The sequence below is a fragment of the Pseudomonas sp. TE36184 genome (assembly GCF_054060055.1).
The window spans coordinates 3,930,560-3,956,623 of the sequence record NZ_JBSSCU010000001.1; the positions used below are offsets into that span (position 1 = coordinate 3,930,560).

Sequence of the window (26,064 nt, forward strand, 5' to 3'; positions counted from 1 at the left end):
CTTATGCCAGAGCGGCAGTCATTGCGCTTTATCGTAAGACCCGGTGCAGTACAGCACCAAAACGGCGCCAACGTTGGTGCAATGGTGCAAGAGCTGCACATATATGTGGCGGGGAGTGGGTGGGGCGGTATCGGTTTTGGGGGCGGGGTGGGGAATTACCTCGATTTCTTTATTCTGATTATTGCGCGCTCGTGTTTACGCCGCTTTTCAATGGCCACCCTTACCTTCCCGCGCATATGGCGAAGTTCTACGCATTTGGCACGCAGTTCCCGGTGGCGTTTGCTGCGAAGCAGCAGCAGGCCGAGTACCGGCCAAAAGAAGCATTCCGCGTAAATGAATGGGTTCGGTGAAAAATGAAAACCTGGCACAGCGACCAACAGGCAGGCGATGAAAAGGCCATACATGCCCCAGACCCACTTAGGTCGCCCGTAGGCGATCATGAAATTGCAGTGGGTGATAAACCAGGCCAAGAGCACGCCGGCACTTTTAGCAGCCGCGTTCGATAACGATGGAAAATAATAGTTTTCCACCAGCACAACAACAGAAGAACTGCCGAAGATGCCCGCTAAAATTACGCCGATAAACACGGGAAAGTAGCGCAAAAGAAAAGGGCGCACCGGTATGAGAGGTTTCCGTCCGAGAAGTCTCACTCTGATATATCCTCATACAGCCCAACCGCGACGATCCGGATGTTCCCGAACAGTAAGTTGTCGGGAATGAGGCAACGCTCCCAATTAATCAAAGCAAAATCACCTTTTTTGTAGCCTGTCAGCAATTTTCTGTATCCGTTTTCGCCTAAAACGAAGTTCAACAAGCTTCCCACGCATCTCACGATGACGCTTGCTGTTGAGAATCAGCAGACCAAGCAATGGCCAAAACAAACTTTCGGCATAGATGAACAGATGAGGGGAATAACGAATGGCCGGAAGAGCGGTAACCAGGCAGGCTCCAAAATAGACAACCATGACCCACACCCAGTCTCGTCGCCCACGGACAATCATAATGTTGCTAAGACTCAAGGCGCATGCCAGAACGACACATGCCCACCACGCTACTTGTGCCGAAATAGCTAAAGAAATGGCTTTGAGATAGTAATTTTGCACTACCACCACTACGGAAGATCCAGCAAAAATGCTTGAAAAAATCCCCCCGAGAAACACGGGTAAATAACGCTTGAGAAAAGGGCGAAGGGGCAGCAGCAATATCACTCGGTCATCTCCTCATAAATTCCGACCGCGACAGTGCGAATATTCCCAGACATCGAACTGCTAGCAACCCCTAAGGCAGCACCTAGAGCGTCTTGAATCTGCAAAACAGTGCCCTGTTTTACTTCTGCGGGCGTAAAACGCTTTGGCATTTTTCCAGCGAGTTGCTTCAACCTGATCATTTTCCGGGTCATTTCCGGGTGCCGAATACTCAACAACTCCTGGGTCAACTTTGCTCGCTCTTGACGACTCAGTCCTTTCAACACCTGCGGCAAAGTTTTTCCGGTAGATTTTCTTGTCGCATTAACCAGTCGTATAGTTGCCAGTGCCGAGACACTAGCGCCCAGTAGCGAAACAGCGTCCAAACCAATCGTCACAGCCTGATACCATGGCTCGCTATCCAGAGCATCGTTAAGAGCCGGGTCAATAATTTCGTTGCGAGTCCTCTGGCCGCCAACTAAGCACTGAATTGAACTGGCTGTTGCTGATGTAAAGCTTATCGCAGCTACCACCCCAGTAACCCCAAAGCTGAACGGACTGAGCGCCGATCCACTCAGTACCACGATCCAACTGATTACCGCAGAAGTACACGCCAAAGCTGTATTCACCGCCTCAAACGCCACCTGCGACTCTCGCGGCTCATTCGCCAGTTGCCGAGCGAACTCCACCCGCCCGACATAGCTGGGCGCCTCGCGCAAAATCACATTCTTCGGCGCGATACTGCAAATCGGCTGAAATTCACGCAGCACAACCATCCGTAGCTGCGCGTCGATGTACACCACGCCGGCACCGACGATGGCCGGATCAGCATCAATCGCCGCAAATAACTTGCGCAGATCAATACTGCTTTCCAGCCGCTGCCGCGTCATGTAATTGGGACTGAGGAAACTGTCTCTGAATACGCTGGAAGTCATCCCTTTACTCCTGAGGTTCACAAGAGCGCAGAGGGTAAAGACTGCCTATCCCCGAAAAATGTCAGAAGCTTCGTTTTATCCGGACAGGCACTTCCTGATCGTGATGCCGCCCCTTGTAAGCCATATCCCGAATAAGAAAAAGTACGCCCCGCGCCACTACCGGCGCACACCAAAACAGGGAGTGACAATGGCAACTGATATGTTTTTGAAGCTGGGGGACATCAAGGGCGAGTCCAAAGACCAGGCTCATCGCGACGAAATCGAGATCAGCCGATGGGTCTGGGGCATGTCCCAGACCGGTTCGATGCATACCGGCAGCGGCGGCGGTGCCGGCAAGGTCAATATTGAAAACCTGTCTGTCTCCAAGGTCATGGACAAGTCTTCACCCAACCTGATGATGGCCTGCTCCACCGGCAAGCATTACCCGGAGGCACGGTTGGTGGTGCGCAAGGCCGGTGGCAGCAATGCCGTGGAGTATCTGGTGATCACGCTGAAGGAAGTGATGGTCACGTCCTACCAAACCGACGCGGTGACCAGCAGCGATGTGCTGACTGAGGTGATAGCCCTGAACTTCGCCACGGTCGAAGTCAGCTACCAGCCGCAGAAATCCGACGGCGGCAAGGACGGCGGCGCCGTCAAATACGGCTGGAACATTCGCCAGAACGTCAAAATCTGAAACCACGTGCCGAGGCTACAGCCCCGCCTTGGCCGCCTCCCGCAACCGCCGCACTTCAACCAACTTCTTGACCATCGACCGATAGCCCTTGCTGTTGATCAGCAACAACCCCAGCAATGGCCAGAACAGGCTTTCACTGTAGATAAACCAGTGCGGCCGATAGAGCAGTGTCGGCAGCACGACCAACAGGCACACCGCAAAAAACGCCACCATCGCCCACACGGCCCAGGCTCGGCCGCGCACCACCAGGAAGTTGCTGTTGGCCACGAACAGTGCGGCGGCTATCACCACGAACCAGGACACAGTGGCATTGGTTGCCATGGGCACGTCGGAAAAATAGGTGCTGGCCGCCAGGGAAATCGCCGCCGAACCGCCGAGGCAACCAGCGAGAATCACGCCGATGAATGCGGGAAAATGCTCCAGCAAAAACGGTTTAAGCGAAGGAACACCACCCATCACTCGGCCTCTTCGTACAAGCCAATCGCGAAGGTCTTGGCCTGTTTGTAGTTATCCGAACGCTTCAAGCCCCAGACGCTCAGCCCCGCACTGAAGGCATCGCCCAATTGGACATAGGTGGCGTGCTTGAGCTGGGTCGGCGTAAAGCGTTTGGGCAACTCGCCGCTCAGTTGCAGCAGCTTGCGCATCTTGTTCGACATTTGCGGGTCGGCCACTTTCAGCAGCTCTTTGGTGAGTTTCTCCCGCTCCTGCCCGTTCAGGCCTTTGAGCACCTGACGCAGGCTTTTACCCGTGGCCGCACGAGTGACGTTGACCAGCTTGACTGTCGTCAGCGCCGAGGCGCCCACGCCGACCAAGGCGGCACCGTCGAGGACTTTGGTCGCCGTCTGGTACCACTCTTCGTTATCCAGGTAATCATTCATCGACGGGTTGACGATTTCGTTGCGCGTGCGGAACCCACCGACCAGGCACGACACGGTGCTCGCCGAGGCGGCGGTATAGCCGATGGCCGTCACGACCGTGCTGGCGCCGGCGGTGAACGGGATCGCGATAGTGCCGCTCAACACCACCAGCCAGCCAATGACCGCGCCACCGCAGGACAACGTGGTGTTGAAGGCTTCACTCACCAGTCGCGACTCGCGCGGGTTGTTCAACACTTGGTCGGCGAACTGCGCCGGGGCGATGTATTTCTGCGCCTCGCGCACAATGATGCGCTTGGGTCGAATGCTGCAGATCGGCTTGAACTCGCGCAGGGTCACGACGTTGAAGTCAGCATCGATATACACCACGCCCGCGCCGACGATGCCGGGGTCGGCGTCGATGATGGCAAACAGCCGAGGCAGGTCGACTTCACTCTCGATGCGCTGGCGCGCCATGAACTGCGAGCGATTGGAGTCCATGCCGATGTTGAGCAGGGGGTTGCTCATGGGGGTGTTCTTCCTTGAAAAGTTGGGGACTGGACTGACGCCATCGGGGGCAAGCCCCCTCCCACATTTGAAGTGTGAATACATTCAAAATGCGGGAGGGCCGGTGCGACGATTCGGCTTGCTCCCGATAGCGATTTAATGGCCGCCACCTTAACAAACAGACTCCCCACCGGCTAGAAAGCAAAACGCCAGCACGAGGCTGGCGTTTGGCATATTCAGGCAACGATCAACGCGGTACCACCGGCTTGCGGGCTGGCTTGCCACCCTTGCCCTTGGCCGCATCAGCGCGTTCCTTGGCGGCCTGCTTGTTGCGCGCCATGGCCGCGGCCTTGGCTTGCTCGCGCTTGTCCCACGGGTTGCTGCCGTCGCTGCCACGGGGCGGCAGGCCGGTGTGCTGGGTGAGGATCCTGGTGGTGGTTTCCTTGGCGACCTTGTGGCTGCCGGCCGGCGTCGAGTTCTTGCGACGCGCGCTCTGGTAGCTGTCGGTGGCCGGCTGGTGCAACGGGATCAGTTGATCCTTGCCCGGCCCGATCAGGTCGGCGCGGCCCATGCGGGTCAGTGCTTCGCGCAGCATCGGCCAGCCTTTCGGGTCGTGGTAGCGCAGGAACGCCTTGTGCAGACGGCGCTGTTCTTCGCTCTTGACGATGGTCACCGCGTCGCTCTTGTAGGTGACCTTGCGCAGCGGGTTCTTGCCCGAGTGGTACATCGCGGTGGCGGTGGCCATCGGCGACGGGTAGAACGCCTGCACCTGGTCGGCGCGGAAACCGTTGCCCTTGAGCCACAGGGCCAGGTTCATCATGTCTTCATCGGTGGTGCCAGGGTGGGCGGCGATGAAGTACGGGATCAGGTACTGTTCCTTGCCCGCTTCCTTGGTGTACTTCTCGAACATGCGCTTGAACTTGTCATAGCTGCCGATGCCCGGTTTCATCATCTGGTTGAGCGGACCTTCCTCAGTGTGTTCCGGCGCGATCTTCAGGTAACCACCGACGTGGTGGGTGACCAGTTCCTTCACATACTCCGGCGACTCAACGGCCAGGTCGTAGCGCAGGCCGGAGGCGATCAGGATCTTCTTCACACCCGGCAACGCACGGGCGCTGCGATACAACTGGATCAGCGACGAGTGGTCGGTGTTCAGGTTCGGGCAGATGCCAGGGAACACGCACGACGGCTTGCGGCACGCGGATTCGATTTCCGGGCTCTTGCAGGCGATGCGGTACATGTTCGCGGTCGGGCCGCCGAGGTCGGAAATCACGCCGGTGAAACCCGGAACCTTGTCGCGGATTTCTTCGATCTCGCGAATGATCGACTCTTCGGAACGGTTCTGGATGATGCGGCCTTCGTGCTCGGTGATCGAGCAGAAGGTACAGCCGCCGAAACAGCCACGCATGATGTTCACCGAGAAACGGATCATGTCGTAGGCCGGGATTTTTTCCTTGCCATACGCAGGGTGCGGGACACGTGCGTAAGGCATGCCAAACACGTAGTCCATTTCTTCGGTGGTCATCGGAATGGGCGGCGGGTTGAACCACACGTCCACTTCGCCGTGTTTCTGCACCAGGGCCCGGGCGTTGCCTGGGTTGGTTTCCAGGTGCAACACGCGGTTGGCGTGGGCATAAAGCACCGCGTCACCACGGACTTTTTCCACCGATGGCAGGCGGATCACGGTCTTCTCACGGGTCATGCGCGGGCTGGCCAGGATCTGCACGACCTTGGCTTCCTGCGGATCTTCAACCGGCCCCTTTTCCTGCTCGATGGCGCAGGCCTGGGTGTCCTGGGTATTCACGTATGGGTTGATGATCTTGTCGACCTTGCCCGGACGGTCGATACGGGTGGAGTCCACCTCATACCAGCCTTCGGGCGTATCACGGCGAATGAACGCGGTGCCGCGCACATCGGTGATGTCTTCGATCTTGTGGCCCCACGACAGGCGCTGGGCCACTTCGACGATGGCCCGCTCGGCGTTGCCGTACAGCAGGATGTCGGCGGTGGCGTCGATCAGGATCGAATTGCGCACCCGGTCCTGCCAGTAGTCGTAGTGGGCGATGCGGCGCAGGGACGCTTCGATGCCACCGAGCACGATCGGCACGTTCTTGTAGGCTTCCTTGCACCGCTGGCTGTACACCAGGCTCGCGCGGTCCGGGCGTTTGCCGGCCATGCCGCCAGGGGTGTAGGCGTCGTCGGAGCGGATTTTCTTGTCAGCGGTGTAGCGGTTGATCATCGAGTCCATGTTGCCGGCCGCGACGCCGAAGAACAGGTTCGGCTCGCCGAGCTTCATGAAGTCATCTTTGGACTGCCAGTTCGGCTGGGCAATGATCCCGACGCGGAAGCCCTGGGACTCCAGCAGCCGGCCGATGATCGCCATGCCGAACGACGGATGGTCAACGTAGGCATCACCGGTGACGATGATGATGTCGCAGGAATCCCAGCCAAGCTGATCCATCTCCTCCCTGCTCATCGGCAGGAATGGCGCAGGACCGAAACATTCGGCCCAGTACTTGGGATAGTCAAATAACGGCTTGGCTGTTTGCATGACGGTGACCGGTGTTGAGATGAAAAATCGCGGGCGCGGAATATAGCACAAATTTTGACCAATTCCGACGATAACAGTAGGAATTGAACAGAAGGATTATTCGTCGTCGTCGAAGTTGTAACTGCCCGGCGCAAGGTTCTCGAAACGCGTGTATTTACCGATGAACGCCAGGCGGATAAAGCCGATCGGGCCGTTCCGCTGCTTGCCGATGATGATTTCGGCAATGCCTTTGTGCTCGGTCTCCGGGTGATACACCTCGTCGCGGTAGACGAACATGATCACGTCGGCATCCTGCTCGATCGCTCCGGATTCACGCAAGTCGGAGTTCACCGGGCGCTTGTTGGGGCGTTGTTCCAGGGAACGGTTGAGCTGCGACAGCGCCACCACCGGGCAGTTGAATTCCTTGGCCAGGGCTTTCAAGGACCGGGAGATCTCGGAAATCTCGTTGGTCCGGTTGTCGCCGCTGGAACCCGGGATCTGCATCAGTTGCAGGTAGTCGATCATGATCAGGGCGATATCGCCGTGTTCACGCACCAGGCGGCGGGTACGCGCGCGCATCTCCGACGGGCTGATGCCGGCGGTGTCATCGATGAACAGCTTGCGGTCGTTGAGCAGGTTGACCGCCGAGGTCAGGCGCGGCCAATCGTCGTCTTCCAGGCGACCGGCACGCACTTTGGTCTGGTCGATACGGCCCAGGGACGAGAGCATCCGCATGATCAGCGATTCGCCTGGCATCTCCAGGGAGTACACCAGCACGGTCTTGTCACTGCGCAACACGGCGTTTTCCACCAGGTTCATCGCAAAGGTGGTTTTACCCATGGATGGACGGCCGGCGACGATGATCAGGTCGGACGGCTGCAGGCCGCTGGTCTTCTCGTCGAGGTCGGTGTAGCCGGTGGAGATGCCGGTGATGGCGTTGTCGGTGTTGAACAACGTATCGATGCGGTCGATGGCCTTGGTCAGCAGGTCGTTGACGCTGACCGGGCCGCCGGTTTTCGGCCGGGCTTCGGCGATCTGGAAGATCTGGCGCTCGGCCTCGTCAAGGATCTCGGCGGCGCTGCGACCTTCGGGGTTGAAGGCGCTGTCGGCGATTTCGGTGCTGATGCCGATCAACTGACGCAAGGTGGCGCGCTCGCGAACGATCTGGGCATACGCCTTGATGTTGGCGACGGACGGCGTGTTTTTGGCCAACTCACCGAGGTAGCCCAGGCCGCCGACCTGGGAGGTCTGGCCTTCCTTGTCCAGCTGCTCGGCCAGGGTCACCACGTCGATCGGTGAGTTCTGGTCGGCCAGCTTGGCGATGGCACGGAAGATCAGGCGGTGGTCATGACGATAGAAATCACCGTCCGAGACTTGATCCAGCACGCGTTCCCAGGCGTTGTTGTCCAGCATCAAACCACCGAGCACGGCCTGTTCGGCCTCGATGGAATGCGGCGGCACCTTCAGGGCAGCGGTTTGCAGATCGTATTGCTCAGGAGCTGAAATATCGTTCATGGCCACTTGGAATTAGGGGGTGTGTAAAAAACAAAAGGCACGACCTGTAAACAGGATCGTGCCCGATGTTAACCGCCTGGCACGCGAGGTGCCAGTCAGTTAGGTGCGACTTAAGCTGCTACCACGACAACGCGTACAGTGGCTTCAACTTCAGCGTGCAGGTGCACGGCTACGTCGAATTCACCTACGTTGCGGATGGTGCCGTTCGGCAGACGAACTTCGCTTTTCGCAACTTCAACGCCAGAGGCGGTCAGTGCGTCAGCGATGTCGTGGGTGCCGATCGAACCGAACAGCTTGCCTTCGTCACCGGCGGTGGCAGTGATAGTCACTTCCAGCTCAGCCAGTTGGGCAGCGCGAGTTTCGGCCGAAGCTTTTTTGTCTGCTGCTGCTTTTTCCAGCTCAGCACGACGCTCTTCAAACGCAGCCAGGTTGGCAGCGGTTGCAGCGGTGGCTTTGCCGTATGGCAGCAGGTAGTTACGACCGTAGCCGGCCTTAACGTTCACTTTGTCGCCCAGGTTGCCCAGGTTGGCGACTTTTTCCAGAAGGATCAGTTGCATGTGAAAATCCTCTAACTTTTAACCTTCACCGTTCGCGTTATCGGCGTCTTTCGGCGCCAGACGACCGCGAAAATCAATCAGGCCGTCGACAATGGCCAAAACCACGAGTAACGGATAGATCAGCTGCATGAACAGCATCAGCGTGACGTACAACCCCACCAGCCAGAACCTGGCCAGGCGCTTCTGCGCCACCAGCCCGTGAATCAGGGCCAGCCCGGAGAACACCAGCGGTACGCTGCAAAACAGCAATAACAAGGCCGCCTCTGGACCGAAGTTCGGTCCGACCACCATGCATGCCAGCAGCAACATCGCCGGGCCCGCGGGAATTCTGATACGGCGAAACTCGCGACCAAAACCACCCGGGTTGTACAACAACGCCTGCCAGTAACGCCCAAGCATCAGGCTCAGCACACTGACAATCTGCAACACCACCGCCATCAGGCCGATCAGGGCCGGTGCTATCAGCGCCGCAAGGCGCGCTCGCTCGTCTACCGACAATTGCTGGTAGAGCTCCCCGAGAGCCAGCGGCAGGACCTTGACGATCTCTTGCGCCAGCGCCTCGATTTGCGGGTGGAAAGCCGCGCCGAGCAACACTGAAAACACCAACCCCAATGCCACGCTGACCAGCAGCGTGCGGACCCAGGACTCACTTGCGCGTAAAACCAACGCAAGGCTCGACGACCCCAGCAGCACCATAAGCACTTTGGGTTCGCCCAATTGCAGCCACCAGATCAAGGCAGCCAGCAACCCCAGGGCCAGGACGCCAACGGCATCCTGCAAACCGCGCCGCAGAAGCACAAGGCATCCCGCGGCAGCACCCAACCAATACAACAACGGCAATGCTGCACATCCAGCCACTACCAGAGTGGCCTGCACGCGACCGCGCATGATGAACTCAGCTAAGGCGCGCATGCATTCAATCCCTTACTACTTGTCGACTGCCCGGTCTCAGCGGCCGTGGCTGTCGGTGTAGGCCAGCAGGGCCAGGAAGCGGGCGCGCTTGATAGCGGTGGCCAGCTGACGCTGATAACGTGCTTTGGTACCGGTGATACGGCTTGGAACGATTTTGCCGGTCTCGGATACGTAGGCTTTCAGAGTGTTGAGATCTTTGTAATCGATCTCTTTCACGTCTTCAGCGGTGAAGCGGCAGAATTTACGACGACGGAAGAAACGTGCCATTTGATAGGCTCCTTAAAAGGTCCGTGGATTACTCGTCAGCGTTATCGCTGTTGTCGCTGTCATCACTATCAGCGCTTTCAGCGCCTTCGTGCTCAGGACGGTCGCGACGCTCACGGCGCTCACTGCGGTTTTCTTCAGCCTTGAGCATCTCGGATTGGCCGGTAACGGCTTCTTCGCGACGGATGACCAGGTTACGGATCACAGCATCGTTGTAGCGGAAGTTGTCTTCCAGCTCGGCCAGGGCCTTGCCAGTGCATTCAACGTTCAGCATCACGTAGTGAGCCTTGTGAACATTGTTGATTGCGTAGGCCAGTTGACGACGGCCCCAATCTTCCAGACGGTGGATTTTGCCGCCGTCTTCTTCGATCAGCTTGGTGTAACGCTCTACCATGCCGCCGACTTGCTCGCTTTGATCCGGGTGGACCAAAAAGATGATTTCGTAATGACGCATGAATGCTCCTTACGGGTTGTAGCCTGCCGCTCAAAAACGGTCAGACAAGGAGTGAATGACACTTATGGATCTTGCCGCAGGGAGGCACATCGGTGCCTGCCAGGAAGGCAAGGGGCGCAATTGTAGAGAAGGGGGAGGAAGGGCGCAAGGTGATTGGTGATTATTTGAACAATCTTCCAGACACCACAAAACAAAAGTGGGAGAGGGCTTGCCCCCTCCCACATTTTGCATCTATGCCAGGCCCGACATTACTTCTTGGTCTTGGCCTTCGCACCGCGCTGGCGCTGGGCTTCGAACAGACACACGCCGGTAGCGACCGACACGTTGAGACTGCTGACGCTGCCAGCCATCGGCAGATGAACCAGATAATCGCAATGCTCGCGGGTCAGGCGACGCATGCCTTTGCCTTCGGCGCCCATGATCAGGATGGTCGGGCCGGTGAGATCCTGGTCATAAATGCTGACCTCGGCCTCCCCCGCCGTGCCCACGACCCACAGGCCGCGCTGCTGGAGTTTCTCCAGGGTGCGCGCGAGGTTGGTCACGGCCACCAACGGAATCACTTCCGCCGCGCCGCATGCGACTTTACGCACAACTGGCGTCAACGTGGCCGACTTGTCCTTGGGCACGATCACCGCCAGCGCACCGGCAGCATCCGCAGAACGCAGGCAGGCGCCGAGGTTGTGCGGGTCGGTCACGCCGTCCAGCACCAGCAACAGCGGTGCGCCTTCGGTGCGGTCGAGCAGCTCGTCGAGCATCGCCTCGCCCCATACCTGGCTCGGGCTGACATCCGCGACGACGCCTTGGTGGACGCCTTCAACCCACACGTCCATTTCGCGACGCTCGGCCTGGCCGATCGCCACGCGGTTTTCGTTGGCCAACTCGACCAGCGCCTGCACGCGCGGCTCGCTGCGACCTTCGGCCAGCCAAACCTGTTTGACGCGTTTAGGGTGATGACGCAGCAGTGCTTCTACGGCGTGGACGCCGTAGATTTTTTCCAGACTCATGACTTGGCCTTAGGTTTACGCGACCCGCCGCTTTTCGCGGGGGCCGAACCCGCTTTTGGCGGGCCTTTACGGTGTTTACTGGGCTTGCTCGACGGCTTTTCCGCCGTGTGGGGCTTTCCCCCAGACGCCGCTTTACCACCGCTTTTGGCTTCGTTGAGCAACTGCTGCTTCAACTCACGGCTTCTGCGCAGTTCGGCGTTTTTCGCCGCTGCGTCGCTTGGGCGGTAGGCCTCGGGAACCTTGTCCTTGGCCGCCGGACGACGACTGGCCTTGGCCGGCGCAGGCTCGGCAACCGCTGCTTTCGCAGGAGCGCCCTTGCCTTGGGGGGCCGGCGCGGCGGTTTCGCTGCCACGTTTTTTACGGCCGATCGGCGCGGCGATGGTTTTTTCGGCCATCTCGAAGTCGATCTTGCGTTCGTCCAGGTCGACGCGCATGACGCGCACTTCGACCGTGTCGCCCAGGCGAAAACTGCGACCGGTACGCTCGCCCGCCAGGCGGTGATGCACAGGATCGAAGTGGTAGTAGTCACCCGGCAAGGCGGTGACATGCACCAGGCCCTCGACGTAGATATCGGTCAGTTCGACAAACAGACCAAAGCCGGTCACGGCCGTGATCACGCCAGGGAACGACTCGCCCACGCGGTCCTTCATGAACTCGCACTTGAGCCAGTTCACGACGTCGCGGGTGGCTTCGTCGGCACGGCGCTCACTCATGGAGCACTGCTCGCCGAGCTGTTCCAGGGCCGCTTCATCGTAAGGATAGATCCGCGCCTTCGGAATGGTCATGGCACCGGCGCGCTTGACGTGCGGGGTGTCCTGCTTGGAGTGGATCACGCTGCGGATCGCGCGGTGCGTGAGCAAGTCCGGGTAACGACGGATCGGCGAGGTGAAGTGGGTGTACGCCTCGTAATTCAGGCCGAAGTGGCCCTGATTGTCGGCGCTGTACACCGCCTGGCTCAACGAACGCAGCATCACGGTCTGGATCAGGTGGAAATCCGGACGGTCCTTGATGCTGGCCAGCAGTGCCTGGTAATCCTTCGGCGACGGGCCGTCCTTGCCTTTATGCAGGGACAGGCCGAGCTCGCCGAGGAAGGCGCGCAGTTTTTCCAGACGCTCCGGCGGCGGGCCGTCGTGCACCCGGTACAGCGCAGGAATTTCGTGCTTCTTCAGGAATTCAGCGGTGGCCACGTTGGCCGCCAGCATGCATTCCTCGATCAGCTTGTGCGCGTCGTTGCGGGTGGTCGGGGTGATCTCGGCGATCTTGCGCTCGGAACCGAAGATGATCCGGGTTTCCTGGGTTTCAAAATCGATCGCGCCACGCACATGACGTGCGCCCAGCAGCACCTTGTACAGCGCATACAGCTGCTTGAGATGCGGCACCACACCGGCGTATTCGGTACGCAGGGCCTTGGCTTCGCTGGTCTTCGGCGCTTCCAGGATGGTGCTGACCTTGTTGTAGGTCAGGCGCGCCTGGGAGTGGATCACCGCTTCGTAGAACTGGTAGTCGGTCATTTCGCCGGTTTTCGAGAGGGTCATCTCGCACACCATGGCCAAACGGTCGACTTTCGGGTTCAGCGAGCACAGGCCGTTGGACAGCTGCTCAGGCAGCATCGGGATCACGCGCTCTGGGAAATACACGGAGTTGCCGCGCACCTGGGCTTCGTTATCCAGCGCCGAACCGATCTTCACGTAGCTGGAGACGTCGGCAATCGCCACGTACAACTTCCAGCCGCCGGAGAACAGGCGCAACTTGCCAGGCTTGGCTTCGCAATACACCGCATCGTCGAAGTCGCGGGCGTCTTCGCCGTCGATGGTGACAAACGGCAGATGGCGCAGGTCGATGCGCTTTTCCTTGTCCTTCTCTTCGACTTCCGGCTTGAGCTTGGCGGCTTCCTTGAGCACGGCTTCGGGCCAGACGTGAGGAATATCGTAGGTGCGCAGCGCGACGTCGATTTCCATGCCCGGCGCCATGTAGTTGCCGACCACTTCGATGATATCGCCCTGAGGCTGGAAACGCGGGGTCGGCCAGTGGGTGATTTTCACCTCCACGAACTGACCGACCTTGGCCGCGCCATTGCGGCCCGGGGTCACCAGCACTTCCTGCTGGACCTTCGGGTTGTCCGGAATGACGAAGCCGATGCCGCCTTCTTCGAAGTAACGCCCGACGATGGACTCATGGGCACGGGACACCACTTCGACGATCACGCCTTCACGGCGGCCGCGACGGTCCAGGCCCGACACGCGCGCCAGCGCACGGTCGCCATCGAACACCAGGCGCATTTGCGCCGGGCTCATGAACAGGTCGTCGCTGCCGTCATCCGGGATCAGGAAGCCAAAGCCGTCACGGTGGCCGGCAATGCGACCCAGGATCAGGTCGAGCTTGTCCACGGGCGCATAGGTGCCACGGCGGGTGTAGATCAACTGAGCATCGCGCTCCATGGCACGCAGACGGCGGGCGCAGGGCTTCGAGCTGGTCTTCGGTGGTCAGACCGAATTCTTCAACCAGCTGCTCGCGGCTAGCAGGCGAACCACGATCGGCGAGATGCGCCAGGATCAGTTCGCGGCTAGGAATAGGGTTTTCATATTTTTCCGCTTCACGAGCGGCCTCGGGATCGAGGGACTGCCAATCGGCCATTAGAGAGTTTTCACCTTGTCTATATGCGGGTTAGTTTGGCATACGCGTATTGAAACGGGAAATTTCAGGCGTCAACAAGCGTTTTAAAGCACTTTGTGACCCCCAACACGCACCTTGTACGACCATTGGCGAAATTTTCCAGGCTTTTTTCATGGCAGGGGTTTACAGTTCAAAAGCCACTCCGTATAGTGCGCGCCATCGACGACGGCAACGTTGAAGATACTGCCCAGATGGTGAAATTGGTAGACACGCCAGCTTCAGGTGCTGGTGACCGCAAGGTCGTGGAAGTTCGAGTCTTCTTCTGGGCACCAATTCAAAACTCGAGGTCAGCCTTGAGTTATCCAGAAACCCGCGAAAGCGGGTTTTTGCGTTACAGTCCTTTGATTCTTAACGAAAAACTGATTTATATTTTCGAATCAGGGGTTTACAGATCAAAAAGCGCTCCGTATAGTTCGCTCCATCAACAGCGGCAACGTTGCTTGATAATGCCCAGGTGGTGAAATTGGTAGACACGCCAGCTTCAGGTGCTGGTGATCGCAAGGTCGTGGAAGTTCGAGTCTTCTCCTGGGCACCAAATTCAGATCAAACCCGCGAAAGCGGGTTTTTTCGTTTCCGGGGTGTGAAAACCGCCCCATGGATTTCTCCTTCATCCGCACTTGAGAAGCTTTATCGTTTATCCTTGCAACGATTTGTTGCACTCAAGCGAGGAAACTTCCGGATGATGATCCGTGGCACCCATCTCAAGACATCCCTTCTGCGTGGCCTTAGCCTCACTCTGCTCGGCCTGACCCTGCTCTCGCCCACCGCCTATTGCGCCGACAAGGTTGCCCTGACCCTGTACAACGGCCAACACAAAGAAGTCGGCGATGAACTCGCCAAAGCCTTCGAAGCCAAGACCGGCATTCACGTCAACGTGCGCAAAGGCAGCAGCAACCAGCTGGCCAGCCAGGTCGTCGAAGAAGGCGCGCGCTCCCCGGCCGATGTGATCTACACCGAAGAATCGCCGCCGTTGAACAAACTCGGCGAGCAAGGCCTGCTGGCGAAAATCGACGCTGGCACCCTCGAGGTATTGCCCAAGGATTACATCGGCAGCCAGGGCGACTGGATGGGCGTGACCGCACGCACCCGCGTCGTGGCCTTCAACCCGAAACTGATCGCCGAGAAAGACCTGCCCAAGTCGGTCCTGGATTTCGCCCGCCCCGAATGGCAAGGCAAGGTCGGCTTCGTGCCCACCAGCGGCGCGTTCCAGGAGCAAGCCGTGGCGATCATCAAGCTGCACGGTCGCGAAGCCGCCGAAGAATGGCTGACCGGCCTGCGCGCCTTCGGCAAGGTGTACAGCAACAATATGGTCGCCCTCAAAGCCGTGGAAAACGGCGAAATCGCCAGCGTGCTGGTGAACAACTACTACTGGTTTGCCCTGAAGAAGGAAAAAACCAACCTGGACTCGCAACTGCACTACTTCACCAACGGCGATGCCGGCGGCCTGATCACCGTGTCTTCCGCTGCCGCGCTGAAATCCAGCAAGCACCCGCAAGAAGCCCAGCAATTGCTGGCGTTCATGGTCAGCGAAGAAGGCCAGCGCGTGATCACCAACACCTCGGCCGAATACCCGCTGCGCAAGGGCATGGAGTCCAGTCGCGGCCTGAAGCCGTTCAGCGAGCTGCAACCGCCGAAAGTCACCCCCGCCGACCTGGGTAACGCGCAAGAAGCCCTGGACCTGGAACGTGACGTTGGCCTGAACTGATGAACCCATCGCTCCGCGCTCCCGCCCTGCGCGGGGGCTACAGCCCGCGACGCAAGCGCCCGTCGATCTGGCTGTTGCTGCCTGTGCTGCTCCTGGTGGGCTTGAGCCTGTTGCCGCTGGCGTATGTCGGGCTCAAGGCCTGGCAAGCGGGCTGGGCGGAGGCCGTGCATCTGCTGTGGCGCCCGTATGTGTTCGGGCTGCTGCGCAACACCCTGGCGCTGATGGTCGGGGTGACGCTGGCGTGCGGCGTGATCGGCCTATCCCTTGCCTGGCTGCTGGAGCGCAGCAACCTGCCGGGGCGCCGTCTCTGGGGCGTGATCCTGTGCCTGCCGTTTGCGGTGCCGGCGTTTGTCAGCAGCTTCACCTGGGTGTCGCTGAGCGCCAACTTCGAAGGGCTCGGCGGGGCGATCCTGGTGATGACCCTGTCGAAATACCCGCTGGTGTTTCTGCCGGTGGCGGCGACCCTGCGCAATCTCGACCCCTCCCTCGAAGAGTCCGCGCGCACCCTGGGGCTGAATCGCTGGGGCGTGTTCCGGCGCATCACCCTGCCCTTGCTGTGGCCGTCGCTGTTGGCCGGCGCATTGTTGATCGCGCTGCATATGCTGGTGGAATTCGGTGCGCTGTCGATCATCGGCCTGCAGACCTTTACTACAGCGATCTATCAGCAATTCGAACTGGAATTCAGCAACGCCAATGCAGCGATGCTGTCGGCGGTGTTGCTGGCAATGTGCCTGACGCTGCTGTGGCTGGAACTGCGCGCGCGCGGCAAGGGCCGACATGTGCGGATCGGCCAGGGCGCGGCGCGGCATGCGGAACAGATCCGACTGGGCAAGTGGGCGCCATTGGGGCAGCTGTATTGCCTGGCGCTGGCGATCATCGGCAGCGGCATTCCGCTGGGGATGCTCGGCTATTGGCTGGCGGTGGGCTCGTCGGCCGCGTTCCCGGTGGCCGAGATTGGTGAGGCGCTGCTGTCCTCCCTGGCGCTGTCGCTGGGCGGCGCGGCGCTGTGCCTGGCACTCGCGGTGCCGGTGGGGTTGCTGGTGGTGCGCTACAAAGGCCCGCTGGCGCTCTGGGCCGAGCGCCTGCCGTACTTGCTGCACGCCCTGCCCGGCCTGGTGATTGCGCTGACGCTGGTGTACTTCGCCTTGCACTACGTGCCGGCGCTGTACCAGACGTCGGCACTGCTGCTGATTGCCTATGCGCTGCTGTTTCTGCCGCTAGCCCAGGCGCCGATCCGGACGGCCTTGAACAAGGCGGCACCGCAGCTGGAAGAGGCTGCACGCACGCTGGGTGCGTCGTCGTTCAGTGCCTTTTGCCGAGTGACCCTGCCGATTATTTTCCCGGCTTTGGGGGCGGCATTCGCGCTGGTATTTCTCGATGCGATGAAGGAATTGACCGCGACATTACTGCTCAGCCCGACCGGGCTGAATACCCTGGCGACAGCGGTGTGGGCGCATACCTCGAATATCGAATTCGCGGCGGCGGCGCCGTATGCGGCGTTGTTGATTCTGGTGTCGGGGTTGCCGGTTTATTTGCTCACGACGCGGATGTATCTGAGTCGCTGAAACCGCTATCGGGGGCAAGCCCCCTCCCACAGTTGACTGGGTTCCAGCTTTGGAATGCAGTCGAATGTGGGAGGGAGCTTGCTCCCGATAGCGACGGCACAGACCACACTAAGCCCGGAACTGCCCCAGGCTCGCCTTCAACTGCGCCGCCAAGCCATCCAGCACCTTGCCGCTGGCCGTGGTTTCCACCACAGCCTGTGCGGCACGCTCGGCCTGGGCATGGATCACCTCGACCCGCCCACGCACCGCATGCGCGCCCTGGGCCTGATGCTCGGCCGCACGAGTGGCCAGGCCAATCGCCGCATGTACCTGCTCCACCGAGGCCTGCACCGTCTGCTGCAAGCGCACACTGTCGCGCAGCACCAGCAAGCCTTCGTTGGCCTGGCGCCCGGCCTTGCCAATGGTTTCGACCGCCTCGCGCGCGCCCTGCTGCAACGCCACGATATGTGCCTGGATATCGCCGGTGGAGCTTTGGGTTTTACTCGCCAGCGCACGCACCTCGTCCGCCACCACCGCAAAGCCACGCCCGGTCTCACCGGCACGCGCCGCTTCGATGGCCGCGTTGAGCGCCAGCAGGTTGGTCTGCTCGGCGATGCCATGGATCACCGTCAATACCACTTCGATCTGCTCGCTTTGCGCGGCGAGGCGCTCGATGACCTTGGAACCGGCCTGCACCTGGCCCGCCAGCGCTTCGATCAAGCTGCCGACTTCAGCCGAAGTGCGTGAGTTTTCATCCGTGGCCTGGCGAATATCCACCACCTGTTGCAGCGCGGCCTGCATCGCATGGCTTTCGGCCTGCGCCTCATCCGCCATCTGCGACAACGCGCGCAGGCTCTCGGCCACTTCGTCGCGCTGCAAACCGGCAGCCGCGTCGGCGCCGGCATTGCGCAAGGTCATCGCGCCGATTTCCACACCGGTACGCTGGGCCACATCGCCGGCCTCGCGCACGATGGGCTGCAACTTATCCACAAAGCGATTGACCGCCGACGCCATGTCGCCGATCTCATCTTTGCTGTTGATCTGCACACGCTTGGTCAGGTCGCCCTCGCCCGCCGCCAGATCATCCATGGCCGCGATCAACAGTTTCAGGCGATTGACCACCCGCCGCCCGAGCACCACCGCGATCAACAGCAGCACACCGAAGCCGACCGCCGCGAGCCCCATACCGATGCGCCAGCGCAAGGTGCCCGCCGCGTCCTGCACGGCATTGGTGGTGTTGGCGGTCATCTGGGTGGCGGTCGCCTGCGCCGACTGCAGTCTTGCGCCCATGGCGGCCGCGCTATCGGCCGCCGCACCCTTGAGGCTATCGCCCACCAACTGATCGCCGCTGGCGATCAGTGTCGCAAAGCGCTTATCCAGCGCCTGCAGGTTGGCTTCCACCGACGCGGTCGAGACCCCCATGCGAACCTTGCCGATCTCGACACCGTTGGGGCTGATGGACGCTTCGACGTAGTACACGGAAGGGTCCGCCTTGGCGGCGTCCAGCACTTTATCCAGGGCGCGGTCGCCCTTGCCCTTTTCCAGCAGCGCCTGGTTGATCGGGTTTTCCCGGTTCAGATAGCGGGTCAGATGCTCACCGGCGGCGTCGTCGTAGACCACGAACAACACGTTGGGATTGCGCTGGGCCCGTCGGGCGAACTCCGACAGCGTCGGCACATCGTTGTCCCACATGGCGCGAGGCGCCACGGAGGCCAGCAGTTGCGCCATGTCGTTAGCGGAGTCTTGCAGGTCTTTTTCCAGGGTCGCACGCAGTTGCTTCTGCTCTTCCTGCAGGCGCGCGGAAAGCCCGACGGTCAGACGCTGACGGGTACTGCTGGACAAGCTGTCCAGGCTGGATGTGACTTCCTTGCCGGCCTGGGCCAATTCGCCGGACAGTTTCTGACTGTCGACCCCGAGGCGATTGCCCAAATCAGCTTCCAGCGCCGTGACTGTGCTCCGAGTAAGAGCGACCGCCACCAGCACTTGCACCAAAAGAGCGATACCTAGGGTAACGAACACCGGCCGCAACAGACGACTTTGTAACAATGAGAGAACGGCAGACATCGGGAATCCCTCCACCACGGGTGCCATTAATTTGATAGCACCGCGAAAGAAGGAAACACAGCAAGGGTCGTGCCGCTTGGCGAACTTAAACGACAAAGGGCTCCCTGAGGAGCCCTTTGCGTTTTACATCAACAGCTTATTAAGCGAACGGGTGACGCAGAACGATGGTCTCGTTGCGGTCCGGCCCCGTCGAAATAATGTCGATCGGTGCGCCGATCAGCTCTTCAACGCGCTTGATGTACGCACGAGCGTTGGCGGGCAGCTCTTCCAGGGTCTTGGCACCCACGGTCGATTCGACCCAGCCCGGTACTTCTTCGTACACCGGCTGCAGACCTACGTAGCTGTCAGCGTCAGTCGGGGCAACGACCTTACCTTCTGCATCTTTGTAGCCGACACAGATGTTGATGGTTTCCAGACCGTCGAGTACGTCCAGCTTGGTCAGGCAGATACCCGAGATGCTGTTCACATCGATAGCGCGACGCAGGATAACGGCATCGAACCAGCCACAACGACGAGCACGGCCAGTAGTCGCGCCAAACTCGTGACCTTGTTTAGCCAGGTGCGCGCCCACTTCGTCGAACAGTTCAGTCGGGAATGGACCCGAACCGACCCGCGTGGTGTAAGCCTTGGTGATGCCCAGGATGTAGTCCAGGAACATCGGGCCAACACCCGAACCGGTAGCGACGCCGCCAGCGGTGGTGTTAGAGCTGGTCACGTAGGGGTAGGTACCGTGGTCGATGTCCAGCAACGAACCTTGGGCGCCCTCGAACATGATGTCTTTGCCAGCGCGACGCAGGTCGTGCAGCTCGGCCGTCACGTCCAGCATCAGCGGCTTGAGCAGCTCAGCGTATTCCTTGCATTCGGCCAGGGTCTTGTCGAATTCGATGGCTGGCTCTTTGTAGTAACCCACCAGCATGAAGTTGTGGTAATCCACCAGTTCACGCAGTTTGTCTTCAAAGCGCGGCATGTTGAGCAGGTCGCCAACACGCAGGCCACGACGCGCAACCTTGTCTTCGTAGGCTGGGCCGATACCGCGACCGGTAGTACCGATCTTCAGCTCGCCACGGGCCTTTTCACGAGCCTGGTCCAGCGCGACGTGGAAGGACAGGATCAGCGGGCAGGCCGGGCTGATACGCAGGCGCTCGCGCACCGGTACGCCTTTCTCTTCCAGCTTGGTGATTTCCCGCATCAGGGCGTCGGGTGCAACCACCACGCCGTTGCCGATCAGGCACTGCACGCCTTCGCGCAGGACGCCCGACGGGATCAGGTGCAAGACGGTTTTTTCGCCATCAATGACCAGGGTGTGGCCAGCGTTGTGGCCACCTTGGTAGCGCACTACGGCGGCAGCATGTTCGGTCAGCAGATCAACGATCTTGCCTTTGCCCTCATCACCCCATTGGGTGCCCAGGACTACGACATTCTTACCCATAACACTTGTCCTCATTCGCGCAAACTTGGTGCCGGCGATGGCCGGCAGGAAAACTCAAGAAGCCAGTGGCGATACTTGCCAAAGCCCGTTCTGCAGAATCAATTGCCGGTCGCAGTCCGCTTCACGGGCGGCGGCCAATGGCTGCCCAGGCAACGCCTGGACGACACGCTGACCCTCACCGCGCAACTGACAAACCTGCTGCCAGAGTGCTGCGTCCGTACTGTCGGGCATCCAGATGCCACCAGACGGCAGCTCGACCTCAGCACGCCCCAGGGTCACCAGGGTTTTCAAATCGGTGGAAAAGCCGGTGGCCGGACGCGCACGACCGAAGTCGGCGCCGATATCGTCATAACGACCGCCCTGGGCGATGGCCTGGCCAACACCCGGCACAAACACAGCGAACACCACACCGGTGTGGTAGTGGTAACCGCGCAACTCGCCCAGGTCGAAATACAGCGGCAGTTGCGGGAACCGCGCCGACAACTGCGCGGCAATCGCCAGCACGTCATCCAGTGCCGCCAATACCGGCGCCGGCGCATTGGCCAGGCGCTCACGGGCAGCGTCCAGGACTTCGCGGCCGCCGCACAGGTTCACCAGCGCACGCAGCATGTCAGCCAGTTCGGCCGGCACGCCTTCGGTCAGGGCGACGACTTCATCGATTGCCTTGCGCTGCAGGGCATCGAACAACTGTTGCTCCACTTCACCGGACAAACCGGCCGCACGCGCCAGGCCACGGTAGATACCGACGTGGCCCAGATCCATGTGGACATCCGGCACGTCAGCCAGTTGCAGCATGGCCAGCATCAGGCTGATGACTTCCACGTCGCTGCTCGGGCTGGCATCGCCATACAACTCGGCGCCCAACTGGATCGGGCTGCGCGACGACGACAACGCCCGCGGTTTTGCATGCAGCACGCTGCCGGCATAGCACAGGCGGCTCGGGCCTTCGCGACGCAGGGTGTGTGCATCAATGCGCGCCACTTGCGGCGTGATGTCGGCACGGAACCCCATTTGCCGGCCCGATTGCGGGTCAATGACCTTGAACGTGCGCAGATCGAGGTCCTGGCCCGCGCCGGTCAGCAGGGATTCCAGGTACTCGATATGCGGGGTCACGACAAACTCGTAACCCCAGCTCTGGAACAGATCCAACACCTGGCGACGCGCTACTTCAATGCGCGCAGCTTCTGGTGGCAGTACTTCTTCGATGCCATCTGGCAGCAGCCAGCGGTCTACCGTTGCCATTACGCCATTCCCCTATGATCCGGGCGGCCAGCCCTCGGCCGAGCCTTGAGTGAAGCAGAAAATGCCCGCCCCCGGCATAAACCACGCGCAAGAGCGACGTGACGAACGGCCTGCAAACGGCCTCGTCGGGCACTTTCCTCGAAAAACCTGTCGCGCCTGCCGAATCAAACATGCAGACGCAAAAAAGCCGGGAATTTCCCGGCTGCCGCATCATACACCCGTTTTCTCAAAGGATCACCCCGCCAGGCGTTTTAGCCGCCCGACGGGAGTGAACAATGAGTTACTTGGACTTTTCCAGGTAGCGGAAGAAGTCGCTGCTCGGGTCCAGCACCATGACGTCGGTTTTGTTCGCAAAGCTTTCACGGTAGGCACGCAGGCTACGGTAGAACGCGTAGAACTCCTGGTCCTGGCCGTAGGCTTTGGCGTAGATCGACGCGGCTTGCGCATCACCGTCACCACGCGCCTCTTCAGACTCGCGATAGGCCTCGGCCAGCAGTACGCGACGCTGACGGTCGGCATCCGCACGGATACCCTCGGCCAGTTCGTTACCTTTGGCGCGGTGCTCACGCGCTTCACGCTCACGCTCGGTGCTCATGCGCTCGAACACGCTGCGGTTCACTTCCTTCGGCAGATCGATGGCCTTGACCCGGACATCGACAACTTCGATCCCCAGCTCTTTTTCCGCCATCGTATTCAGCGAACGGGTGATATCCGCCATCAGCGCATCACGTTCACCGGACACCACCTCGTGCAGGGTGCGTTTACCGAACTGGTCACGCAGGCCCGATTCCAGACGACGCGACAAACGCTCGTCGGCAATCTGCTTGAGACCGGAGGTCGCGGTGTAGAAGCGCTCGGCATCCTTGACGCGCCACTTGGCGTAGGCGTCAACCATCACGGCTTTCTTTTCCAGGGTCAGGAAACGCTGTGTCGGTGCATCCAGGGTCATCAGGCGCGCGTCGAACTTGCGCACCTGGTTGACGTAGGGGACTTTCACATGCAGGCCCGGCTGGACGTCTGCCTGGACCACGCGACCGAATTGCAGCAGCACCGCACGCTCGGTCTGAGCGACGATGTAGAAGCAGTTCCAGGCAGCGATGACCACGACGACGCCCACAATCAGGGCGGTCAGCGATTTATTGTTCATCAACGACTCTCCCTGGTACGTGTTTGCTGTTGCAGCAAGTCAGCAGCCGCACGGGCGCTCGCTTCGTTGGCAGCGGCATTCGAACCGGTGGCCGGTGCGCTGGCGCCACTACGTCCACCTTCGATCATCTTGTCCAACGGCAGGTACAGCAGGTTGTTCTGCCCACCCTTGCCGCCGGTCACGAGAACCTTGCTGGTGTTGCTGAAGACTTCCTGCATGGTGTCCAGGTACAGACGCTCACGCGTGACTTCCGGTGCCTTGCGGTACTCGGCGACCAGCTTGGTAAAGCGATCCGCCTCACCCTTGGCGCGGGAGACCACTTCATCGCGGTAACCGTTGGCATCTTCAAGGATGCGCTGGGCCTGACCACGGGCTTCCGGCACGACGCCGTTGGCGTAGGTTTCAGCCTGGTTGCGCGAACGCTGCTCGTCTTCACGGGCGCGGATCACGTCATCGAAGGCTTCCTGCACTTCACGCGGTGCCGCTGCGCTCTGTATGTTGACCTGGGTGACGGTGATACCGGTGCGATAGGTGTCGAGGAACCGTTGCAGGCGCTCCTTGATCTCGCTGGCCATCAATTCACGACCCTCGGTGAGCACCTGATCCATCGCGGTGGAACCCACCACGTGGCGCAGGGCGCTCTCAGTCGCCTGTTGCAGACTGATCTCAGGTTGATCGACGTTCAGCACGAAGTCCTGCAGGTTGCTGATCTTGTACTGCACGGTCAGCGGCACTTCGACGATGTTCTCGTCTTCGGTCAGCATCTGGCCCTGCTTGGTGTAGGCACGCTCACGCGTGACGTTCTCCATGTACTTCTTGTCGATCGGCGGGAAGTAGATGTTCAGGCCCGGGCCGACAGTCTCGTAGTATTTGCCGAAGCGCAGCACCACGGCTTGCTCCTGCTCGTCCACCACGTAGACCGCGCTGTACAGCCACACGGCCGCGAGCACGACAAGCCCAAGGCCCAGCAGGCCATAGCCGCCGCCCTTGCTTGTGCGACCGCCATCGTCACCACCGCGTTTTTTTCCACCACCGAACAACCCATTCAGGCTTTCCTGCAGCTTTCGGAAGGCCTCGTCGAGATCCGGCGGCCCCTTGCGGTCGCCATTATTGCGGCGCTTACCACCCCAAGGATCCTGATTATTCGAGTTGCCACCCGGCTCATTCCAAGCCATAGCGCTCTCCATCTGATAAAGCAAAGACGCACCCACGGCGCGCCGACCAATGCTACAGAATGCCTGCTACTGCGGCACAACCGCTTTCTCAGGCTTTTATTGCAAAGTGTGTTGCTCGATGAACTCTGTCGGTACAACGCCTTCGCGACTGACCAGCCGATTCAGCTCCGAGCGCGGCAATCGAACGGCCAGCAAGCTGACGCCATCTTCATCGTGCTCTTCTTTCTGTACCGCGCCCAACTCGAAAAACTGTGCACGCAGTCGAGCAAAACGCTGAGGCAAGCGCAAGGTGCCGACGAACAAATCGTTGCCGAGCAACTCGGCAATCGCTTGCTCGAGCAAGTCCAGGCCCCGGCCATCACGCGCCGACAGCCAGACCCGCTGGGGCTTGCCGTCCTCGTCGCGCTGAATTTGTGGCTCAACGCCTTCAAGCAAATCGAGTTTGTTATAGACCTCGAGGATGGGCAAGTCCTGGGCACCAATCTCGCCCAGCACCACCATCACCTGTTCAACCTGCAACATGCGATCCGGCTCGGCCGCATCGATCACGTGCAACAGCAGGTCGGAGTTGCTCGACTCTTCGAGCGTAGACCGAAACGCCTCGACCAGCTTGTGCGGCAAGTGCCGAATGAAGCCCACGGTGTCGGCCAGCACGATCGGCCCCAGGTCGGCCAGTTCCAGGCGACGCAGGGTCGGGTCGAGGGTCGCGAACAGTTGGTCGGCCGCGTACACGTCCGACTTGGTCAAGTTGTTGAACAGCGTGGACTTGCCGGCGTTGGTGTAACCCACCAGGGAAACGGTCGGGATATCCGCACGGCTGCGGCCACGTCGCGATTGTTCGCGCTGGCTGCGGACTTTTTCCAGCCGGCCCTTGATCTGACGCAGGCGAACCCGCAACAGTCGCCGGTCGGTTTCCAGCTGGGTCTCGCCCGGGCCACGCATGCCGATACCGCCACCCTGACGCTCAAGGTGAGTCCAGCCGCGCACCAGCCGGGTGCTCATGTGGTCAAGCTGGGCCAGTTCAACCTGGAGCTTGCCCTCATGGGTACGCGCGCGTTGGGCGAAAATATCGAGAATCAGGCCGGTACGGTCGATCACGCGACACTCGAAAACACGTTCGAGGTTACGTTCCTGACTGGGCGTGAGGATGTGATTGAAGATCACCAGATCGGCCTGTTCGGCATGGACCAGGTCGCGCAGTTCCTCGACCTTGCCGCTGCCAATCAGGTATTTGGCGGTTGGCCGATGACGCGGCACGTTAAAAAACGCAACGGTCTCGGCGCCGGCCGAATTAGCCAACTCCTGAAACTCCTGCGGATCTTCGCGCGCCTCAGGGTCCTGTCCATCCAAGTGAACGAGGATCACTCGCTCACCACCACCGTGGCGCTCAAAGAACAAAGGAGACTCCTATCAGGCGTTACCTGGCTCAGCGTCACCCTGTTCGCCATCAGTCGCGCTAGGCAGACGGATTGGACGGACGGGAACGACTGTCGAGATAGCGTGCTTGTAAACCATTTGGCTGACGGTGTTTTTCAGCAGGATAACGAACTGGTCGAACGATTCGATCGTACCTTGCAGTTTGATACCGTTGACCAGGTAGATGGAAACCCCCACTTTCTCTTTACGTAAAGTATTCAAGTAAGGGTCTTGTAGCGAATGCCCTTTTGACATGTGCCGCACTCCTTTAAGGATC

General features: G+C 60.1%; 22 protein-coding genes, 2 tRNA genes and 1 pseudogene. 5 read left to right on the forward strand and 20 right to left on the reverse strand.

Translation table 11 applies throughout. The annotated features are described in order from the left end of the window. Positions 1-155: 155 nt before the first annotated feature. From ACVWZP_RS17705 to ACVWZP_RS17715, 3 genes are all read right to left on the reverse strand, one after another. Positions 156-650: a hypothetical protein gene (locus ACVWZP_RS17705; RefSeq protein ID WP_046384891.1), complete on the reverse strand. Its 495-nt coding sequence runs from the start codon at positions 648-650 to the stop codon at positions 156-158. A gap of 99 nt (positions 651-749) precedes the next feature. Next, positions 750-1,208 carry a hypothetical protein gene (locus tag ACVWZP_RS17710; RefSeq protein WP_079442726.1) on the reverse strand — a complete coding sequence of 153 codons (459 nt, stop codon included), beginning with the start codon at positions 1,206-1,208 and terminating at the stop codon, positions 750-752. Continuing rightward, positions 1,205-2,119: a hypothetical protein gene (locus tag ACVWZP_RS17715; RefSeq protein ID WP_017849739.1), complete on the reverse strand. Its 915-nt coding sequence runs from the start codon at positions 2,117-2,119 to the stop codon at positions 1,205-1,207. Before ACVWZP_RS17715 ends, ACVWZP_RS17710 begins: the two co-directional genes overlap by 4 nt. Before the next feature lie 187 nt (positions 2,120-2,306). On the opposite strand from ACVWZP_RS17715, the gene ACVWZP_RS17720 reads away from it, so the two are divergent. Next, the gene (locus ACVWZP_RS17720; protein WP_457369978.1) at positions 2,307-2,795 is read left to right on the forward strand and encodes an Hcp family type VI secretion system effector; all 489 of its coding nucleotides are present in this window, start codon (positions 2,307-2,309) and stop codon (positions 2,793-2,795) included. A 15-nt stretch (positions 2,796-2,810) separates the two neighbouring features. On the opposite strand, the gene ACVWZP_RS17725 is transcribed toward ACVWZP_RS17720, so the two are convergent. The 10 genes and pseudogenes from ACVWZP_RS17725 to rnr all read right to left on the reverse strand — a co-directional run bounded on the left by ACVWZP_RS17725 (position 2,811) and on the right by rnr (position 14,026). Beyond that, the gene (locus ACVWZP_RS17725) at positions 2,811-3,251 is read right to left on the reverse strand and encodes a hypothetical protein (RefSeq protein WP_057003679.1); all 441 of its coding nucleotides are present in this window, start codon (positions 3,249-3,251) and stop codon (positions 2,811-2,813) included. Next, entirely contained in the window at positions 3,251-4,177 is a 927-nt protein-coding gene (locus tag ACVWZP_RS17730; protein ID WP_046384895.1) for a hypothetical protein, read from the reverse strand. The genes ACVWZP_RS17725 and ACVWZP_RS17730 overlap by 1 nt, the downstream gene beginning before the upstream one ends. Before the next feature lie 226 nt (positions 4,178-4,403). Next, on the reverse strand, positions 4,404-6,707 hold the full coding sequence (locus ACVWZP_RS17735) for a YgiQ family radical SAM protein (RefSeq protein WP_026140380.1): 2,304 nt from the start codon (positions 6,705-6,707) through the stop codon (positions 4,404-4,406). A 96-nt stretch (positions 6,708-6,803) separates the two neighbouring features. Continuing rightward, positions 6,804-8,201, reverse strand: coding sequence for a replicative DNA helicase (gene dnaB / locus ACVWZP_RS17740; RefSeq protein ID WP_017849744.1), 1,398 nt, complete (start codon positions 8,199-8,201; stop codon positions 6,804-6,806). 110 nt (positions 8,202-8,311) lie between these two features. Next, entirely contained in the window at positions 8,312-8,758 is a 447-nt protein-coding gene (rplI, locus tag ACVWZP_RS17745; protein WP_010563337.1) for a 50S ribosomal protein L9, read from the reverse strand. Between the two features lie 18 nt (positions 8,759-8,776). Continuing rightward, on the reverse strand, positions 8,777-9,670 hold the full coding sequence (locus ACVWZP_RS17750; RefSeq protein WP_026140381.1) for a YybS family protein: 894 nt from the start codon (positions 9,668-9,670) through the stop codon (positions 8,777-8,779). Between the two features lie 36 nt (positions 9,671-9,706). After that, positions 9,707-9,937 carry a 30S ribosomal protein S18 gene (rpsR, locus tag ACVWZP_RS17755; protein WP_002551829.1) on the reverse strand — a complete coding sequence of 77 codons (231 nt, stop codon included), beginning with the start codon at positions 9,935-9,937 and terminating at the stop codon, positions 9,707-9,709. Positions 9,938-9,965: 28 nt separating this feature from the next. After that, positions 9,966-10,388, reverse strand: a complete 423-nt coding sequence (gene rpsF / locus ACVWZP_RS17760) for a 30S ribosomal protein S6 (RefSeq protein WP_003217491.1) — start codon at positions 10,386-10,388, stop codon at positions 9,966-9,968. 248 nt (positions 10,389-10,636) lie between these two features. Next, a complete protein-coding gene (gene rlmB / locus ACVWZP_RS17765) occupies positions 10,637-11,392 on the reverse strand; it encodes a 23S rRNA (guanosine(2251)-2'-O)-methyltransferase RlmB (protein ID WP_046384896.1) in 756 nt (251 codons plus the stop codon). Continuing rightward, positions 11,389-14,026 (reverse strand): annotated as a pseudogene (rnr, locus tag ACVWZP_RS17770) (ribonuclease R). Before rnr ends, rlmB begins: the two are co-directional and overlap by 4 nt. A gap of 224 nt (positions 14,027-14,250) precedes the next feature. Between rnr and ACVWZP_RS17775 the strand changes: the two are divergent. From ACVWZP_RS17775 to ACVWZP_RS17790, 4 genes are all read left to right on the forward strand, one after another. Then, a tRNA-Leu gene (locus ACVWZP_RS17775) sits at positions 14,251-14,337 on the forward strand. Between the two features lie 176 nt (positions 14,338-14,513). Beyond that, a tRNA-Leu gene (locus ACVWZP_RS17780) sits at positions 14,514-14,600 on the forward strand. 144 nt (positions 14,601-14,744) lie between these two features. Further along, positions 14,745-15,770, forward strand: coding sequence for an extracellular solute-binding protein (locus ACVWZP_RS17785; RefSeq protein WP_102617172.1), 1,026 nt, complete (start codon positions 14,745-14,747; stop codon positions 15,768-15,770). Beyond that, positions 15,770-17,335 carry an ABC transporter permease gene (locus ACVWZP_RS17790; RefSeq protein ID WP_411220961.1) on the forward strand — a complete coding sequence of 522 codons (1,566 nt, stop codon included), beginning with the start codon at positions 15,770-15,772 and terminating at the stop codon, positions 17,333-17,335. Before ACVWZP_RS17785 ends, ACVWZP_RS17790 begins: the two co-directional genes overlap by 1 nt. A 108-nt stretch (positions 17,336-17,443) precedes the next feature. On the opposite strand, the gene ACVWZP_RS17795 is transcribed toward ACVWZP_RS17790, so the two are convergent. The 7 genes from ACVWZP_RS17795 to hfq all read right to left on the reverse strand — a co-directional run bounded on the left by ACVWZP_RS17795 (position 17,444) and on the right by hfq (position 26,042). Beyond that, entirely contained in the window at positions 17,444-19,378 is a 1,935-nt protein-coding gene (locus tag ACVWZP_RS17795) for a methyl-accepting chemotaxis protein (protein ID WP_046384900.1), read from the reverse strand. A gap of 139 nt (positions 19,379-19,517) precedes the next feature. Beyond that, complete coding sequence (locus ACVWZP_RS17800) at positions 19,518-20,807, reverse strand: adenylosuccinate synthase (protein ID WP_017849751.1); 1,290 nt, start codon at positions 20,805-20,807, stop codon at positions 19,518-19,520. Between the two features lie 54 nt (positions 20,808-20,861). Next, positions 20,862-22,049 (reverse strand): ATP phosphoribosyltransferase regulatory subunit, encoded by a 1,188-nt coding sequence (locus tag ACVWZP_RS17805; RefSeq protein ID WP_017849752.1) that lies wholly within the window; start codon positions 22,047-22,049, stop codon positions 20,862-20,864. Positions 22,050-22,329: 280 nt separating this feature from the next. After that, positions 22,330-23,196 carry a protease modulator HflC gene (gene hflC / locus ACVWZP_RS17810; protein ID WP_046384902.1) on the reverse strand — a complete coding sequence of 289 codons (867 nt, stop codon included), beginning with the start codon at positions 23,194-23,196 and terminating at the stop codon, positions 22,330-22,332. Further along, positions 23,196-24,371 carry an FtsH protease activity modulator HflK gene (hflK, locus tag ACVWZP_RS17815; protein WP_017849754.1) on the reverse strand — a complete coding sequence of 392 codons (1,176 nt, stop codon included), beginning with the start codon at positions 24,369-24,371 and terminating at the stop codon, positions 23,196-23,198. The genes hflC and hflK overlap by 1 nt, the downstream gene beginning before the upstream one ends. Before the next feature lie 96 nt (positions 24,372-24,467). Further along, positions 24,468-25,769 (reverse strand): ribosome rescue GTPase HflX, encoded by a 1,302-nt coding sequence (hflX, locus tag ACVWZP_RS17820; protein ID WP_457369979.1) that lies wholly within the window; start codon positions 25,767-25,769, stop codon positions 24,468-24,470. A gap of 12 nt (positions 25,770-25,781) precedes the next feature. Further along, positions 25,782-26,042 (reverse strand): RNA chaperone Hfq, encoded by a 261-nt coding sequence (hfq, locus tag ACVWZP_RS17825; RefSeq protein ID WP_017849756.1) that lies wholly within the window; start codon positions 26,040-26,042, stop codon positions 25,782-25,784. Between the last annotated feature and the right edge of the window lie 22 nt (positions 26,043-26,064).

What these genes read in the sequence shown, in the direction of transcription:
- ACVWZP_RS17715 (WP_017849739.1), bottom strand. Translation starts at nt 2,119, where the DNA reads ATGACTTCCAGCGTATTCAGAGACAGTTTCCTCAGTCCCAATTACATG.
- ACVWZP_RS17720 (WP_457369978.1), top strand. Translation starts at nt 2,307, where the DNA reads ATGGCAACTGATATGTTTTTGAAGCTGGGGGACATCAAGGGCGAGTCC.
- ACVWZP_RS17725 (WP_057003679.1), bottom strand. Translation starts at nt 3,251, where the DNA reads ATGGGTGGTGTTCCTTCGCTTAAACCGTTTTTGCTGGAGCATTTTCCC.
- ACVWZP_RS17730 (WP_046384895.1), bottom strand. Translation starts at nt 4,177, where the DNA reads ATGAGCAACCCCCTGCTCAACATCGGCATGGACTCCAATCGCTCGCAG.
- ACVWZP_RS17735 (WP_026140380.1), bottom strand. Translation starts at nt 6,707, where the DNA reads ATGCAAACAGCCAAGCCGTTATTTGACTATCCCAAGTACTGGGCCGAA.
- dnaB (WP_017849744.1), bottom strand. Translation starts at nt 8,201, where the DNA reads ATGAACGATATTTCAGCTCCTGAGCAATACGATCTGCAAACCGCTGCC.
- rplI (WP_010563337.1), bottom strand. Translation starts at nt 8,758, where the DNA reads ATGCAACTGATCCTTCTGGAAAAAGTCGCCAACCTGGGCAACCTGGGC.
- ACVWZP_RS17750 (WP_026140381.1), bottom strand. Translation starts at nt 9,670, where the DNA reads ATGCGCGCCTTAGCTGAGTTCATCATGCGCGGTCGCGTGCAGGCCACT.
- rpsR (WP_002551829.1), bottom strand. Translation starts at nt 9,937, where the DNA reads ATGGCACGTTTCTTCCGTCGTCGTAAATTCTGCCGCTTCACCGCTGAA.
- rpsF (WP_003217491.1), bottom strand. Translation starts at nt 10,388, where the DNA reads ATGCGTCATTACGAAATCATCTTTTTGGTCCACCCGGATCAAAGCGAG.
- rlmB (WP_046384896.1), bottom strand. Translation starts at nt 11,392, where the DNA reads ATGAGTCTGGAAAAAATCTACGGCGTCCACGCCGTAGAAGCACTGCTG.
- ACVWZP_RS17785 (WP_102617172.1), top strand. Translation starts at nt 14,745, where the DNA reads ATGATGATCCGTGGCACCCATCTCAAGACATCCCTTCTGCGTGGCCTT.
- ACVWZP_RS17790 (WP_411220961.1), top strand. Translation starts at nt 15,770, where the DNA reads ATGAACCCATCGCTCCGCGCTCCCGCCCTGCGCGGGGGCTACAGCCCG.
- ACVWZP_RS17795 (WP_046384900.1), bottom strand. Translation starts at nt 19,378, where the DNA reads ATGTCTGCCGTTCTCTCATTGTTACAAAGTCGTCTGTTGCGGCCGGTG.
- ACVWZP_RS17800 (WP_017849751.1), bottom strand. Translation starts at nt 20,807, where the DNA reads ATGGGTAAGAATGTCGTAGTCCTGGGCACCCAATGGGGTGATGAGGGC.
- ACVWZP_RS17805 (WP_017849752.1), bottom strand. Translation starts at nt 22,049, where the DNA reads ATGGCAACGGTAGACCGCTGGCTGCTGCCAGATGGCATCGAAGAAGTA.
- hflC (WP_046384902.1), bottom strand. Translation starts at nt 23,196, where the DNA reads ATGAACAATAAATCGCTGACCGCCCTGATTGTGGGCGTCGTCGTGGTC.
- hflK (WP_017849754.1), bottom strand. Translation starts at nt 24,371, where the DNA reads ATGGCTTGGAATGAGCCGGGTGGCAACTCGAATAATCAGGATCCTTGG.
- hfq (WP_017849756.1), bottom strand. Translation starts at nt 26,042, where the DNA reads ATGTCAAAAGGGCATTCGCTACAAGACCCTTACTTGAATACTTTACGT.